Below are 13,047 nucleotides of genomic sequence, written 5' to 3'. Positions count from 1 at the left end.
GACCCCGACCGACGACCCCCGTTCCCGCACCGTCCTTTCGCTCCGGAGCGACACACCGTGACGTCTGAAACCCCCTCGCTGACCGGCACCGACCCCATCCCCGGACCGCCTCCCGGCTGCCCCGCGCACGGCCTCGGCCCCGGCGGGCTGCGCCGCCTGTACGGCCCCGACGCCGAGGACCTGGGCGCCCTCTACGAACGGCTGCGCGAGGAGCACGGCCCCGTGGCGCCCGTGCTGCTCCACGACGACGTACCCATGTGGGTCGTCCTCGGGCACGCCGAGAACCAGCACCTGGTGCGCAGCCCCTCCCTCTACACCCGGGACAGCCGGATCTGGAGCCCGCTGCTGGAGGGCATGGTCAAACCCGACCACCCGCTGATGCCGCACATCGCCTGGCAGCCCATCTGCTCGCACGCCGAGGGCGACGAACACGAGCGGCTGCGCGCGGCGGTCACGGCGGCCATGACCCCCATCGACCACCGCACCCTGCGCCGCCACATCGGCCGCTACACCCAGGGCCTGGTCAACAGGTTCTGCGAGCGCGGCCGGGCCGACCTGGTCTCCCAGTTCGCCGACCATCTGCCGATGGCCGTCATGTGCGAGATCCTCGGCATGCCCGAGGAGTACAACGACCGGATGGTGCAGGCCGCGCGGGACGCTCTGAAGGGCACCGAGACCGCCCTGCAGAGCCACGCCTACGTCATGGACGCGCTGAGCCGGCTCACCACCCGGCGCCGCGCCCAGCCCGAGGACGACTTCACCAGCCACCTCATCGCCCACCCGGCGGGGCTCAGCGACGACGAGGTCCGCGAACACCTGCGGCTCGTCCTGTTCGCGGCCTACGAGGCCACCGCGAACCTGCTCGCCAACGCGCTGCGCATGGTCCTGACCGAGCCCGGCTTCCGCGCCCGGCTCAGCGGCGGCCAGATGACGGTGCCGGAGGCGATCGAACAGTCCCTGTGGGACGAGCCGCCGTTCAGCACCGTGTTCGGCTACTACGCCAAGCAGGACACCGAGCTGGGCGGGCAGCGCATCCGCAAGGGGGACGGGCTGCTGTTCGCACCCGCGCCGGGCAACCTCGACCCGCGCATCCGCCCCGACCTGTCCGCGAGCATGCAGGGCAACCGCTCCCACCTCGCCTTCGGGGGCGGCCCGCACGAGTGCCCCGGCCAGGACATCGGCCGTGCCATCGCCGACGTCGGCGTCGACGCGCTGCTGACGCGGCTGTCCGACATCCAGCTCGACTGCCGCGTGGAGGAGTTGCGCTGGCGGTCGTCCATCGCCTCCCGGCACCTGGTGGCCCTGCCCGTGCGCTTCGAGCCGAAGCCGCAGCAGGACGTCGACATGCTGCCGAAACCGGGCGCCGTCCCGCCGCAGCGCACCTGGCAGACCGGCGCGCAGGGCTCCGCCCCGACCCCAGCCGCCCGCCCCACCCCGCCCGAGCCCTCCACCACGCCACCCCAGACACCCCCGCACCGCCCGAGCCTCTGGCGCCGCCTGCTCGACTGGTGGCGGGGGGAGTGAGGGGCGCTTCGCGGTAGGGCGAGGGGGAGGGGGGAGGTCACCTCGCGGCCGAGCCGGGGGGCGGCGCTTCGCCATCAGGCGGGGTGGCGGTTCGCGGTGAGGCGGCGGGGCTGAGGGGCGCTTCGTGGCCGGGCTGGGACGGCGCTTCGCTCTGGAGTGGTGGGGTGAAGGGTGCTTCGCGGCGGGGCCGGGGGGCGGTTCGCGATGAGGCGGCGGGGCTGGAGAGCGCTGCGCGGCCGAGCCGGAGGCACGCTCCCCCCTGAAGTGGTCGGGTGAAGCATGCTTCGCCATCAGGTGGGGACTGCGCTTCGCAGTGCAGCGGCGGGGCTGACGGGTGCTTCGTGGCCGGGCCTGAAGGGGAAGGCGGCGCTACGCGGTGATGCGGCGGGGAGGCCGCGAAGCGCCGAGGGCTTGTGCAGGGCCGGGTGCCGGCGTCGGCCGTCCGGTGCCGCGTCGCGGCTGGTCGGCCGTTTCCCGGGTCCCCGGCCTCTCCGAACCCGCGACCCAGATCCCGGGCCTCTCCGACTCCCCAGATCCCGGGCCTCTCCGAACCCGCTTCCCGAAGCCGTTTCCCGGGTCCCCGGCTTCACCGAACCCGTTTCCCGGGTCCCCGGCTTCACCGAACCCGCTCCCCAGGCCCCCGGCTTCACCGAACCCGCTCCGCAGACCCCCGGCCTCTCCGAACCCGCTCCCCTGGGGCCCGGCTTCGCCGAACCCGCCGCCCATCACCGCGGCAGCCGCGGCTCCGTGTGGCCTCCCGTGTCCGCCCCGCGGCCCTGGCCCCGGTCCGCCCAGGCGTCGTAGGACTCCCAGGCCTGGAGGGTGCGGCCGCTGACGAACGTGTGCTTCGCGCCGGTGACCGGATCGGTGAACTGCAGCCTGCGGGCGAGCAGTTGCAGGGGGCGCCGGAAGTCGCCGGGTGGTACCGGGGCGGTCACCTCCGGGTACAGCGGATCGCCGAGGATGGGTACGCCCAGGGCATTCAGATGCACCCTCAGCTGATGGGTCTGCCCGGTCGCCGGATGAAGCCGGTACCGGGCGAGACCGCCCCGGCGCCCGGCCAGTTCGACGTACGTCTCGGCGTTCGGCTCGCCCTCCACCTCCCGGGCCGCGTGCACCCCGCGCTCTTTCACGATCCGGCTGCGCACGGTCCGGGGGAGTTCCAGCGCGGGGTCGTACGGCGCGACCGCCTCGTACTCCTTGCGTACCCGGCGGTCCCGGAACAGGGTCTGGTACGCGCCGCGCTCCTCGGGCCGGACCGTGAACAGCACCAGCCCCGCCGTCAGCCGGTCCAGGCGGTGCGCGGCGGTCAGCGCCGGCAGGCCCAGCTCGCTGCGCAGCCGGGCCAGCGCGGTCTCGGCGACATGGCTGCCGCGCGGGGTGGTGGCGAGGAAGTGCGGCTTGTCGGCGACGACGATGTGCTCGTCCCGGTGGACGACCTCCACCGGGTACGGCACCGGCACCTCGGCCGGCAGCTCGCGGTGGAACCACACGAACATCCCCGGCACGTACGGCGCGTCCGGCGCCACCGGCCGCCCGTCGGCGCCGACGACCGACCCCGTCTCGAACATGGCCTCGACCATGCCGGGCGCGGCACCCGTCAGCCGCTGCACCAGATGCTCCCGCACGGTGGCCCACGTCCCGCCGTACGGCAGCCGCACCCGCACGGGGTCGACGCCGTCGCGCTGGGGGAGCGGGGCGGGCGGGGGCGGCGTACGGCGTCTCATCGGGGTCAAGGGTACGAGGCGGAATCCGGTGGGCCGCAGGCCGCGCGGGCGGCAGGATGCGATCATGCCGTATCTCAACAGGCCGGTGGTCCCCGCCGGCACCCTCGCCCGCATCCCCCAGCCTTCCCTGCCCACCGGCGACGGCCTGCTCCTGCGCCCCTGGCGCCCGAAGGACGCGCCCGCGGTGTACGCCGCGTTCCAGGACCCGCTGATGCACCAGTGGCACATCAGGTCCGCCGACTCCGAGGAGGAGGTCGCCGGCTGGATCGCTCAGTGGCGCAGCGGCTGGCAGGGCGAGCGCGAGGCCCACTGGGCCGTGGCGGACGCGGACACCGGTGCGCTTCTCGGCCGGGTCGCGCTGCGCGCCATCCTCCTCGGCGACGGCTGCGCCGAGGTCGCGTACTGGACGGTGCCGGCCGCGCGGGGACGCGGTGTCGCGGTGCGGGCCGCCACCACGCTGTCCCGCTGGGCGCTCGACGAGGTCGGCCTGCACCGGCTCGAACTGTCGCACGCCACCGCCAACCAGGCCTCCTGCCGGGTCGCCGTGAAGGCCGGCTTCCTCGCCGAGGGGACCCGGCGCAGCGCACTGCTGCGCGCCGACGGCTGGCACGACATGCACCTCCACGCGCGTGTGCAGGGTGACTGACCGCAGCTTCGGGCACGCGATACATCGTGTGTATTGACCAACGCGACTGGGACGCGATATGTTCGCTCACGGATATTCGGGAGCGAGGTGAGCGCCGTGGCCATGAAGCGCCGCAAGCCGGGCAACCCGCTGGCGCTCGCGGTGCTGGCGACCCTCTGGCAGAAGCCCATGCATCCGTACGAGATCGCCCGTACGCTGCGCCGCCAGGGCAAGGACACCAGCACGAAGATCAAGTACGGCTCGCTCTACACGGTCGTGCAGAACCTCGAGAAGCACGGCTTCGTCGAGGTGACCGACGTGGAGCGGGCGGGCAACCGCCCCGAGCGGACGGTGTACGGGCTGACCGACGCCGGGCGCGAGGAGCTGACCGAGTGGCTGTCGGACCTCATCGCCGTCCCGGTGAAGGAGTACCCGATCTTCGAGACCGCCCTCTCCCTCATGGGCGCCCTGCACCCGGACGAGGTCGTGCGGCTCCTGGAGGAGCGGCTCACCGCGCTGGAGATCCAGGTGGCGAGCGGCAGAGGCGCGCTGCAGAAGCTGTACGAGACGCTGCCGCGGCTCTTCCTCGTCGAGACCGAGTACCAACTGCACATGACCGAGGCGCAGGCCGCATGGGTCCGCGGCTTCCTGGCCGAGATCAAGGAGGGCACCCTGCCGAGGGTCGACGACTGGCGGCGCTACCACGAGACGGGCGAGCTGCCGCCGGACATCGCCGCGGCCACCTGACCCGAGAACACGACCCCGGCGGCGCTGTTGCAGCAGCTCCGCCGGGGTCTCGAACCCCGAAACGGATCCGCCGTGCGGCGGCTCCGGGCGATCGAGGTGCGGCACACCCAGGATAGCCCGGCGCTCTTCACGCGGATCTTCCGTCCTTCGCACCCGCAGGAGAGCAGTCGTCATGAACACCCGTGCGCCCGCAGTGGAGGCGCGCCAGCTGACCAAGACCTACCCCGGTGGTGTCACCGCGCTGAGCGGCATGGACATCACCGTGGCACCGGGCACCGTCTTCGGGCTCCTCGGCCCCAACGGCGCCGGCAAGTCCACCACTGTCAAGATCCTCACCACCCTCGCCCGCCCCGACTCCGGCACCGCCACCGTCGCCGGGCACGACGTGCTGCGCCACCCCGACCGGGTGCGCCGCGCGATCGGTGTGGTCGCCCAGCGCTCCGGCGCCGACCCGGTCGCCACCGGCCGGGAGAACCTGGACCTGCAGGGCCGGCTGTACGGACTGACCGGCGCCGCGCTGAACCGCCGGGTGGACGAGCTGCTGGAGCGGTTCGCCCTGGCCGACGCCGGCCACCGGCAGGTCAAGGGCTACTCGGGCGGTATGCGGCGCCGCCTCGACGTCGCCCTCGGGCTGGTGCACCGGCCCGAGGTCCTCTTCCTGGACGAGCCGACCACCGGCCTCGACCCCGAGGCGCGTGCGGCGATGTGGGAGGAGATCGGCCGGCTGGCCGGCGAGGAGGGCCTGACGATCCTGCTCACCACCCACTACCTGGAGGAGGCCGACCGGCTCGCCGAGCGCGTCGCGATCGTCGACCGCGGCCGGATCGTGGTCGAGGGCACCCCGGACGCCCTCAAGGGTGAACTGCGCGGCGACGCCGTCCGCCTGGAGCTCGCCGAACCTCTCGGCGAGGCCGGCCGCACCCTGCTCACCGGCACCCTGACCGCCCTGCCCGGCGTGCACGAGGCGCTCTGCGACGGGCGCCGGATCAGCGTCCGCGCCGACGACGGGGCGGCCCGCGTGCCCGCGCTGCTCACCGCACTGGACCGGGCCGGGGTCACCGTCACCTCGGCCACCGTCGCCCGGCCCTCGCTCGACGACGTCTACCTCCGTCACGCGGGCCGCCGCTACACGGACGCCGAGGCGGAGACCCGCGGCGCGCTCGCCGGAGGTGTGCGATGAGCGCCGCCCTCACCCAGACCTGGTACATGACGCAGCGCCAGCTGCGGGTGTTCGCCCGGCAGCCCGCCTACGCCGTCATCACCCTGGTCCAGCCGGTGATCTGGCTGTTCCTGTTCGGCAGCCTCTTCAAGAAGGTCGTCCAGCTGGGCGGCTTCGGCACCACCTCCTACCTGGACTACCTGGTGCCCGGCGTGGTGGTGATGAGTGCGCTCAGCTCCAACATGTGGGCGGGGATGGCCACCTTGGAGGAGATCCAGCGCGGCACCCTTGACCGCTTCCTGACCACCCCGGTCAGCCGGGCCGCCCTGATGAACGGCAACGTCGTCAACAACGGCCTGGTCACCGCGTTCCAGTCGCTGGTCATCGTGCTGCTCGGACTGCTCGGCGGCGCGGACTACCCCGGCGGCGCCGGCGGTGTGGCGGTCCTGGTGCTGGCCGCCGTGCTGCTCGGCACGGTCTTCGGGGCGCTGTCCAACGCGCTCGGCATGCTCGTGGGCGAACGGGAGTCGATCATCGGTATCAACACCTTCCTGCTGCTGCCGCTGACCTTCCTGTCCAGCGCGTTCATGGCGCCCTCGCAGATGCCCGGCTGGATGCGGCACGTCGCCGACTTCAACCCGCTGAACTGGGCCATGGTCGCGGGCCGTTCGGCGCTGTCCGCACAGCCCGACTGGGGTGTCGTCCTCGGCCGCTGCGGCGCGCTGCTGGGCCTGGCGACCGTGGCGGTGTGGCTGTCCATCCGCACCTTCCGCTCCTACCAGCGGTCGGTGTGATGATGTAGGGCATGCCGCCCTACGACCTCGCGAACCGGCTCGTCGTCGGTGTCGCCTCCAGCGCCCTGTTCGACCTGAGCGAGTCGGACGCCGTCTTCCGCGAGCAGGGCGAAGAGGCCTACCGGGCCCACCAGGAGGAGCACGTCGACGACACGCTCCCGCCCGGCGTGGCGTTCGCGTTCATCCGCAGGCTGCTGTCCCTGAACGACCTCGGCGAGCCCGACGACCCGCTCGTCGAGGTCATCATCCTCTCCCGCAACGACCCCGACACGGGCCTGAGGGTCATGCGGTCCATCCAGGCCCATGAACTGCCGGTCACCCGGGCCGTGTTCATGCAGGGTCGGTCACCCCACGCGTTCATGACCGCGCTGAACATGTCCCTGTTCCTGTCCGCGAACGGCGACGACGTGCGCGCGGCGGTCGCCGCCGGCCTGCCGGCCGGGCATGTGCTCGGGTCGTCGTACGCCGACGACCCCGACGACCCTGAACTGCGCATCGCGTTCGACTTCGACGGCGTCCTCGCCGGCGACGCCGCCGAGCGGGTGTACCAGTCCGGCGGCCTGGCGGAGTTCCGGGCCCACGAGACCCTCAACGCGGCCACCCCGCACGACCCCGGACCGCTGCGCGACTTCCTCGCCGGGGTGAACCGGATACAGCGCCGGGAGGAGGGGCGGCGCAGGACCGACCCCGGCTACCCGAGCCGGGTCCACGTCTCCATCGTGACCGCGCGGGCGGCGCCGGCCCACGAGAGGGCGGTGCGGAGCCTGAAGCAGTGGGGGCTGACCGTCAACGGCGCCTTCTTCCTCGGCGGCATCGACAAGGGCGCGGTGCTGAAGGTGCTCAGGCCGCACATCTTCTTCGACGACCAGGTGACCCATCTGCGCAGCACGTCCCGCACCACGCCCAGCGTGCACGTCCCGTTCGGGGCGATCAACGAGCCCTGAGCGGGCGCGCGTTCACGCCGCCGCGGCGCTGCTCTCCTGCTCGGCCTCGATCCGGGCGTTCCACTCCCGCTTGGAGGCCTGCCAGCCGTCCTCGTCGTGGCCCAGGCGCCAGTAGCCGGAGATCGACAGGTCCTCACGGGGGATGTTCAGCTCCACCCGCAGCAGCCGGCGCAGCTCCTTCACGAACCCCGCCTCGCCGTGCACGAACGCCTGCATCCGGCCCTCGGGGAACCGCAGCCCCCGTACGGCCTCGAGCAGCGCCTCGCCGACCGGCCGGTCCCCGCGGTGCAGCCAGACGACCTCGACATCGGAGTCGATCTTCTGCTCCTCCTCGGGGCCGGACACCTCCACGAAGGCATGGGCGCGGGCGCCTGCGGGCAGCGCCTCCAGGGACCGGGCGATGGCGGGGAGCGCGCTCTCGTCACCGGCGAGCAGGTGCCAGTCGGCGGCCGGGTCGGGCGCGTAGGCGCCGCCGGGGCCCATGAAGCGCACGGTCTCACCCGGCTGCACCCGGGTGGCCCACGGCCCGGCCAGGCCCTCGTCGCCGTGCACGACGAAGTCGAGGGTGAGCTCGCGGTGCCCGGGATCCCAGGCCCGCACGGTGTAGGTCCGGGTCACCGGCCACTGCTCGCGCGGGAACTCGGCCCGGATCCGCTCCATGTCGAAGGGCTCGGGATAGGTGACGCCCGCGGGGGAGAAGAGGAGCTTCACATAGTGGTCGGTGCAGGTGTCCGCCGAGAAGCCGGCCAGACCCTCACCGCCGAGCACCACCCGCTGCATGTGCGGGGTGAGCCGCTCGGTGCGGACCACATGGGCGGTGCGGGTCTTGCGCGGCTTTCGCGCGGGACGCTCTGCCATCACGACCTCCAGCAAATGGTTAGGTTTACCTAAGTTAGCATCCCCTCAGTGGTAACACCTCTCCCTCGAGTGCCGCCGGAGCGGCCTTTGCCGGAATATTCCGGTCAAGGTCACGCACGCTGCTCGGTGAGCGTGGTCACCAGCCGCTGCAACGAGCCCCCGAGCCCCCACCGTCCGGCCAGCTGCTCCAGGGCCGCCGGATCGCGCGGGGCGCGCGGCAGCGCAGTGTCGACCTCCGGCAGCGGCACGTCGTCGGCCACCCGCACCACCTTCGGCGCGACCGCGACGTACGGCCGGGCCTCGTCGAGCCGCCTGCGCTGCGACGGCGTGAGCTTCGCCGCCGGGTCGTCGACCGCCGTCATGATCCCGGCCAGGTCCCCGAACTCGGCGAGCAGCCTGGCGGCCGTCTTCTCGCCGATTCCGGCGACGCCCGGCAGGCCGTCGCTCGGATCGCCGCGCAGCAGCGCCAGATCCGCGTACCCCTGCCCGTCGACGCCATACTTCTCCCGCAGTACCGCCTCGTCGGTCAGCTGCAGCGTGCCGACGCCCTTGAGCGGATACAGCACCCGCACCCCGCGCGCGTCGTCCACCAGCTGGTACAGGTCACGGTCGCCGGTGACGATGTCCACCGGGCCCGTGGCACGCGCGGTGAACGTGCCGATCACGTCGTCCGCCTCGTACCCCGCGACGCCCACCCGGGCGATGCCGAGCGCGTCCAGCACCTCCTCGATGACCGGCACCTGCGGGGACAGGGTGTCCGGCACCTCCTCCGCGTCCGGCGCGTCCTCGTGCTCCTCGGCGACCCGGTGCGCCTTGTACGTGGGGATGAGGTCCACCCGCCACTGCGGCCGCCAGTCGGCGTCCATGCAGGCCACCAGGTGCTCCGGCCGGTGGTCCTTCACCAGCCGGTCGATGAAGTCCAGCAGCCCGCGCACGGCGTTCACCGGCGTGCCGTCCGGCGCCTTCACGGAGTCGGGGACGCCGAAGTAGGCGCGGAAGTACAGCGAAGCGGTGTCGAGGAGCATGAGTCGTCCGGTCACGCTCGCATCATGCCGCACCGCACCGACACTCACCCGGCCGGCGACAGCAGCCATCTCCAGCGCGGCCGCTCCGTGACCAGGACCGCGCAGGCCAGCGCGGTCACCGGCACGGCGGCCCACACCGGCCACACCCACCACGCGGAGACCACCGCGGCCGCGAGCTCCGTCAGCACGAACAGGACGGTGACCGCGCCGGGGACCGGCACCATCACGTTCTGCTTGTCGCCCGGCGTGGCGAACACCGCCGGGAGGCCGATGAGGACCACCAGCGACAGCACCGCGAGCGGCCACCCGTACGCGGCCAGTGCCCATGGAGTGGCCACCCAGGCGGCGAGTTCCGCGGCGAAACGGAACGCGGACGGAACACGGTCATCGGGTCGTTCCACTGCTTCCCCCCATCGGCAGCGTCCGGCCGCCACATCGTAGAGGCCCGATGTGAGGTGAGCCACTTAAAAGTTTGACCATCTCGATCGTGGGGAGGCGCCGCCACTGTCCAGACCCCCAGACGAGAGGTACGCGTGCACCCCAGGCTTGAGGCCGAGCACCTGTTCAAGGTCTTCGGCAGACGACCGGACCGAGCGGTGGACCGCCTGCGGCAGGGCGCCGACCGGGAGGAACTGCGCGCCGACGGCACCACGGCCGCCGTGATCGACGCCTCCTTCCGCGTCGGGGAGGGCGAGATCTTCGTCGTCATGGGCCTGTCGGGCTCCGGCAAGTCCACCCTGCTCCGCATGCTCAACGGCCTGCTGGAGCCGACCGCCGGCAGTGTCCGCTTCGACGGCCAGGACCTCACCGCGCTCACCGCCCGCGAGCTGCGCGAACTGCGCGCCAAGCGGATCAGCATGGTGTTCCAGCACTTCGCGCTGTTCCCGCACCGCAGCGTCCGCGACAACGCCGCCTACGGCCTCGCCGTGCAGGGCGTGCCCCGCGCCGAGCGCGAGCGCCGCGCCGACGAGGCGCTCGCCCTGTGCGGCCTGGCCGGCTGGGAGGACGCCTGGCCCGACGAGCTGTCCGGCGGCATGCAGCAGCGCGTCGGCCTCGCCCGCGCCCTCGCCACCGACGCCGACCTGCTGCTGATGGACGAGTCCTTCAGCGCCCTCGACCCGCTGATCCGCCGCGACATGCAGGACCAGCTCCTCGAACTGCAGAAGACCCTCAGGAAGACCATCGTCTTCATCACCCACGACCTCAACGAGGCCATGCGGCTCGGCGACCGCATCGCCGTCATGCGCGACGGCCGCATCGTGCAGACCGGCACCGCCGAGGACATCCTGCTGCGCCCCGAGAACGACTACGTCGCCTCCTTCATCCAGGACGTCGACCGCTCCCGCGTGCTGACGGCGGGCGCCCTCATGGACACCTCCGTCACGGCCGACGCCCCCCTGTGCGGCTGCGAGACCGCGACCCGCGAGACGCCGTTCACCGAGCTGTGCGCGATCAGCGCCCGGCTGTCCCACCGCGTCTGTGTCGTCGACGAGGCCAACCGCGTCATCGGCGTCGTCCCCCGGCAGCGCCTGGTCGGCTTCCTCGGCGAGGAGACGGCCGGCCCCGCGCCCTGTGACAACCCGGACGGGAAGGCGAAGGTGATCAGCCGTGCCTAGGATCCACCTCGGCGACTGGGTCGACTCCGGCGTCAACTGGCTGGTCGGCCACCTCTCCTGGCTCTTCGACGCCGTCAAGGCGGTCATGGAGGGCATGTACGACGGCATCGACGCCGCGCTCGGCGCGCCCCAGCCGCTGCTGATGGCCGGCATCCTCGCCGTCATCGCCTGGTGGCTGCGCGGCCTCACCGCCGGCGTCCTCGCCTTCGCAGGGTTCGCGCTGGTCGACTCGCTCGCCCTGTGGGACCAGGCGATGTCCACGCTCGCCCTGGTCCTCGTGGCGACCGTGATCGCGCTGGTGATCTCCCTCCCGCTCGGCGTCTGGGCCGCCCGCTCCAAGGCGGTGAGCGCCGCCGTACGCCCGGTCCTGGACCTGCTGCAGACCATGCCGTCGATGGTCCTGCTGATCCCGGCCATGCTCTTCTTCGGCCTCGGCACCGCGGCGGGCGTCGTCGCCACCCTGATCTTCGCGCTCGCCCCCGGCGTCCGCATGACCGAGCTGGGCATCCGCCAGGTCGACGCCGAACTGGTCGAGGCCGCCGAGGCGTTCGGCACCACACCGCGCGACATCCTCTGGCGGGTCCAGCTGCCGCTCGCCCTGCCGACCATCATGGCCGGCGTCAACCAGGTGATCATGCTCGGCCTGTCCATGGTCGTCATCGCCGGCATGGTCGGCACCGGCGGCCTCGGCGGCGCCGTCAACGAGGCCATCGGCCAGCTCGACATCGGCTACGGCTTCGAGGCGGGCGTCGGCATCGTCGTCCTCGCCATCTACCTCGACCGCGTCACCGGCGCCCTCGGCACCCAGCTGTCCCCGCTGGGCCGCAGGGCCGCCGCGAAGGCACGCACGCGTGCCTGGTCGTACCGGCCGCGCCCGGCCGTCGCCGTCGTCGGCGTGGTCGTCCTCGCGCTCGTCGCGGGCGGCATGGGGATCTTCGGCTCGCCCGCCGGCACCTCCTCCGAGGCCTCCGGCACGAACGTCGGCAAGGGCAAGGAGATCCGCATCGGCTACATCCCCTGGGACGAGGGCATCGCCTCCACCTTCCTGTGGAAGGAGATCCTGGAGGAACGCGGCTTCAAGGTCACCACCACCCAGTACGCGGCCGGCCCCCTCTACACCGGTCTCGCCACCGGCCAGCTCGACTTCGAAACCGACTCCTGGCTGCCCACCACCCACGCCGAGTACTGGAAGAAGTACGGCAAGCAGCTCGACGACCTCGGTTCCTGGTACGGCCCGACCTCCCTGGAGCTGACCGTCCCGTCCTATGTGAAGGACGTGAACTCCCTGGCGGACCTCAAGGCCCACGCCTCCGAGTTCGGCGGGAAGATCGTCGGCATCGAGCCCAGCGCGGGCGAGATGGGCCTGCTCAAGAGCAAGGTCCTCAAGGCGTACGGCCTCGACGGCTCCTACCAGGTGATCGACGGCTCCACCCCGGCCATGCTCGCCGAGCTCAAGCGCGCCTACTCCAAGAAGCAGCCGGTCGTCGTCACCCTGTGGTCCCCGCACTGGGCGTACAGCGACTACGGCCTGAAGAAGCTCAAGGACCCCGAGGGCGCCTGGGGCAGCGGCGACGGCGTGCACACCCTGGCCCGCAAGGGCTTCGCCGCCGGCGATCCGCAGGTCGGCAGCTGGCTGAAGCACTTCTCCATGACCGAGAAGCAGCTCACCGGCCTGGAGGCGCGGATCCAGAAGGCCGGCAAGGGCCACGAGCAGGACGCCGTCCGCGGCTGGCTGCGCGAGCACCCCGGCCTGGTCGACACCTGGGCCCCGGTCGCGGCGAAGGACGCCGGGAGCCGGGCGGCCGGGTGAGCCGAGAGCCCGGCGGCCGGGTGACCTGACGACTGGCCCGGACCGCCTCCCGAGGGGCGGGCACCGCCGGACGCCACCGCGCGTCCGGCGCGTGCCCGCCCCTCGCGGATTTCCGGCATGAGAAGGGCACGAGAAGGATCCGGACAATCACCGTACGTCACGTGCGGAGGCCCGCGGCCCGGCTGGAGAGGGTGTTCGCCGCCTGCGGGCCGGGAGTT

At 72.6% G+C, this 13,047-nt stretch carries 12 protein-coding genes; 8 read left to right on the top strand and 4 right to left on the bottom strand.

All coding sequences use genetic code 11. From position 1 onward, the window contains the following. Nucleotides 1–57 precede the first annotated feature (57 nt). The gene (locus ACGFZN_RS21370; RefSeq protein WP_393860038.1) at nt 58–1,524 is read left to right on the top strand and encodes a cytochrome P450; all 1,467 of its coding nucleotides are present in this window, start codon (nt 58–60) and stop codon (nt 1,522–1,524) included. Between the two features lie 725 nt (nt 1,525–2,249). Here the strand turns inward: ACGFZN_RS21370 and ACGFZN_RS21365 are convergent. Beyond that, on the bottom strand, nt 2,250–3,251 hold the full coding sequence (locus tag ACGFZN_RS21365) for an RluA family pseudouridine synthase (protein ID WP_393860037.1): 1,002 nt from the start codon (nt 3,249–3,251) through the stop codon (nt 2,250–2,252). A gap of 64 nt (nt 3,252–3,315) precedes the next feature. Here ACGFZN_RS21365 and ACGFZN_RS21360 point away from each other — a divergent pair, with 64 nt between their 5' ends. From ACGFZN_RS21360 to ACGFZN_RS21340, 5 genes are all read left to right on the top strand, one after another. Further along, nucleotides 3,316–3,897, top strand: a complete 582-nt coding sequence (locus ACGFZN_RS21360) for a GNAT family N-acetyltransferase (RefSeq protein WP_393860036.1) — start codon at nt 3,316–3,318, stop codon at nt 3,895–3,897. Between the two features lie 102 nt (nt 3,898–3,999). Then, a complete protein-coding gene (locus tag ACGFZN_RS21355; RefSeq protein ID WP_393860204.1) occupies nt 4,000–4,623 on the top strand; it encodes a PadR family transcriptional regulator in 624 nt (207 codons plus the stop codon). A gap of 172 nt (nt 4,624–4,795) precedes the next feature. Next, nucleotides 4,796–5,803 (top strand): ATP-binding cassette domain-containing protein, encoded by a 1,008-nt coding sequence (locus ACGFZN_RS21350; protein WP_393860035.1) that lies wholly within the window; start codon nt 4,796–4,798, stop codon nt 5,801–5,803. Next, complete coding sequence (locus ACGFZN_RS21345; RefSeq protein WP_393860034.1) at nt 5,800–6,576, top strand: ABC transporter permease; 777 nt, start codon at nt 5,800–5,802, stop codon at nt 6,574–6,576. The genes ACGFZN_RS21350 and ACGFZN_RS21345 overlap by 4 nt, the downstream gene beginning before the upstream one ends. A gap of 11 nt (nt 6,577–6,587) precedes the next feature. After that, nucleotides 6,588–7,520: a 5'-nucleotidase gene (locus ACGFZN_RS21340; protein ID WP_393860033.1), complete on the top strand. Its 933-nt coding sequence runs from the start codon at nt 6,588–6,590 to the stop codon at nt 7,518–7,520. Nucleotides 7,521–7,532: 12 nt separating this feature from the next. Here ACGFZN_RS21340 and ACGFZN_RS21335 read toward each other — a convergent pair whose 3' ends face one another. The 3 genes from ACGFZN_RS21335 to ACGFZN_RS21325 all read right to left on the bottom strand — a co-directional run bounded on the left by ACGFZN_RS21335 (nt 7,533) and on the right by ACGFZN_RS21325 (nt 9,804). Beyond that, complete coding sequence (locus tag ACGFZN_RS21335; protein ID WP_393860032.1) at nt 7,533–8,378, bottom strand: siderophore-interacting protein; 846 nt, start codon at nt 8,376–8,378, stop codon at nt 7,533–7,535. Between the two features lie 110 nt (nt 8,379–8,488). Continuing rightward, nucleotides 8,489–9,418 carry a 5'-3' exonuclease H3TH domain-containing protein gene (locus ACGFZN_RS21330; protein WP_393860031.1) on the bottom strand — a complete coding sequence of 310 codons (930 nt, stop codon included), beginning with the start codon at nt 9,416–9,418 and terminating at the stop codon, nt 8,489–8,491. A gap of 29 nt (nt 9,419–9,447) precedes the next feature. Continuing rightward, entirely contained in the window at nt 9,448–9,804 is a 357-nt protein-coding gene (locus ACGFZN_RS21325) for a hypothetical protein (protein ID WP_393860030.1), read from the bottom strand. A gap of 132 nt (nt 9,805–9,936) precedes the next feature. Between ACGFZN_RS21325 and ACGFZN_RS21320 the strand changes: the two genes are divergently transcribed. Beyond that, complete coding sequence (locus ACGFZN_RS21320; protein WP_393860029.1) at nt 9,937–11,019, top strand: glycine betaine/L-proline ABC transporter ATP-binding protein; 1,083 nt, start codon at nt 9,937–9,939, stop codon at nt 11,017–11,019. After that, the gene (locus tag ACGFZN_RS21315) at nt 11,012–12,829 is read left to right on the top strand and encodes an ABC transporter permease/substrate binding protein (RefSeq protein ID WP_393860028.1); all 1,818 of its coding nucleotides are present in this window, start codon (nt 11,012–11,014) and stop codon (nt 12,827–12,829) included. Before ACGFZN_RS21320 ends, ACGFZN_RS21315 begins: the two co-directional genes overlap by 8 nt. Nucleotides 12,830–13,047 lie beyond the last annotated feature (218 nt).

Source organism: Streptomyces sp. NPDC048192, assembly GCF_043202415.1.
GTDB lineage: Bacteria > Actinomycetota > Actinomycetes > Streptomycetales > Streptomycetaceae > Streptomyces.
Note: the sequence above shows the minus strand (reverse complement) of the source record. Positions and strands in the feature narration are given on the sequence as shown.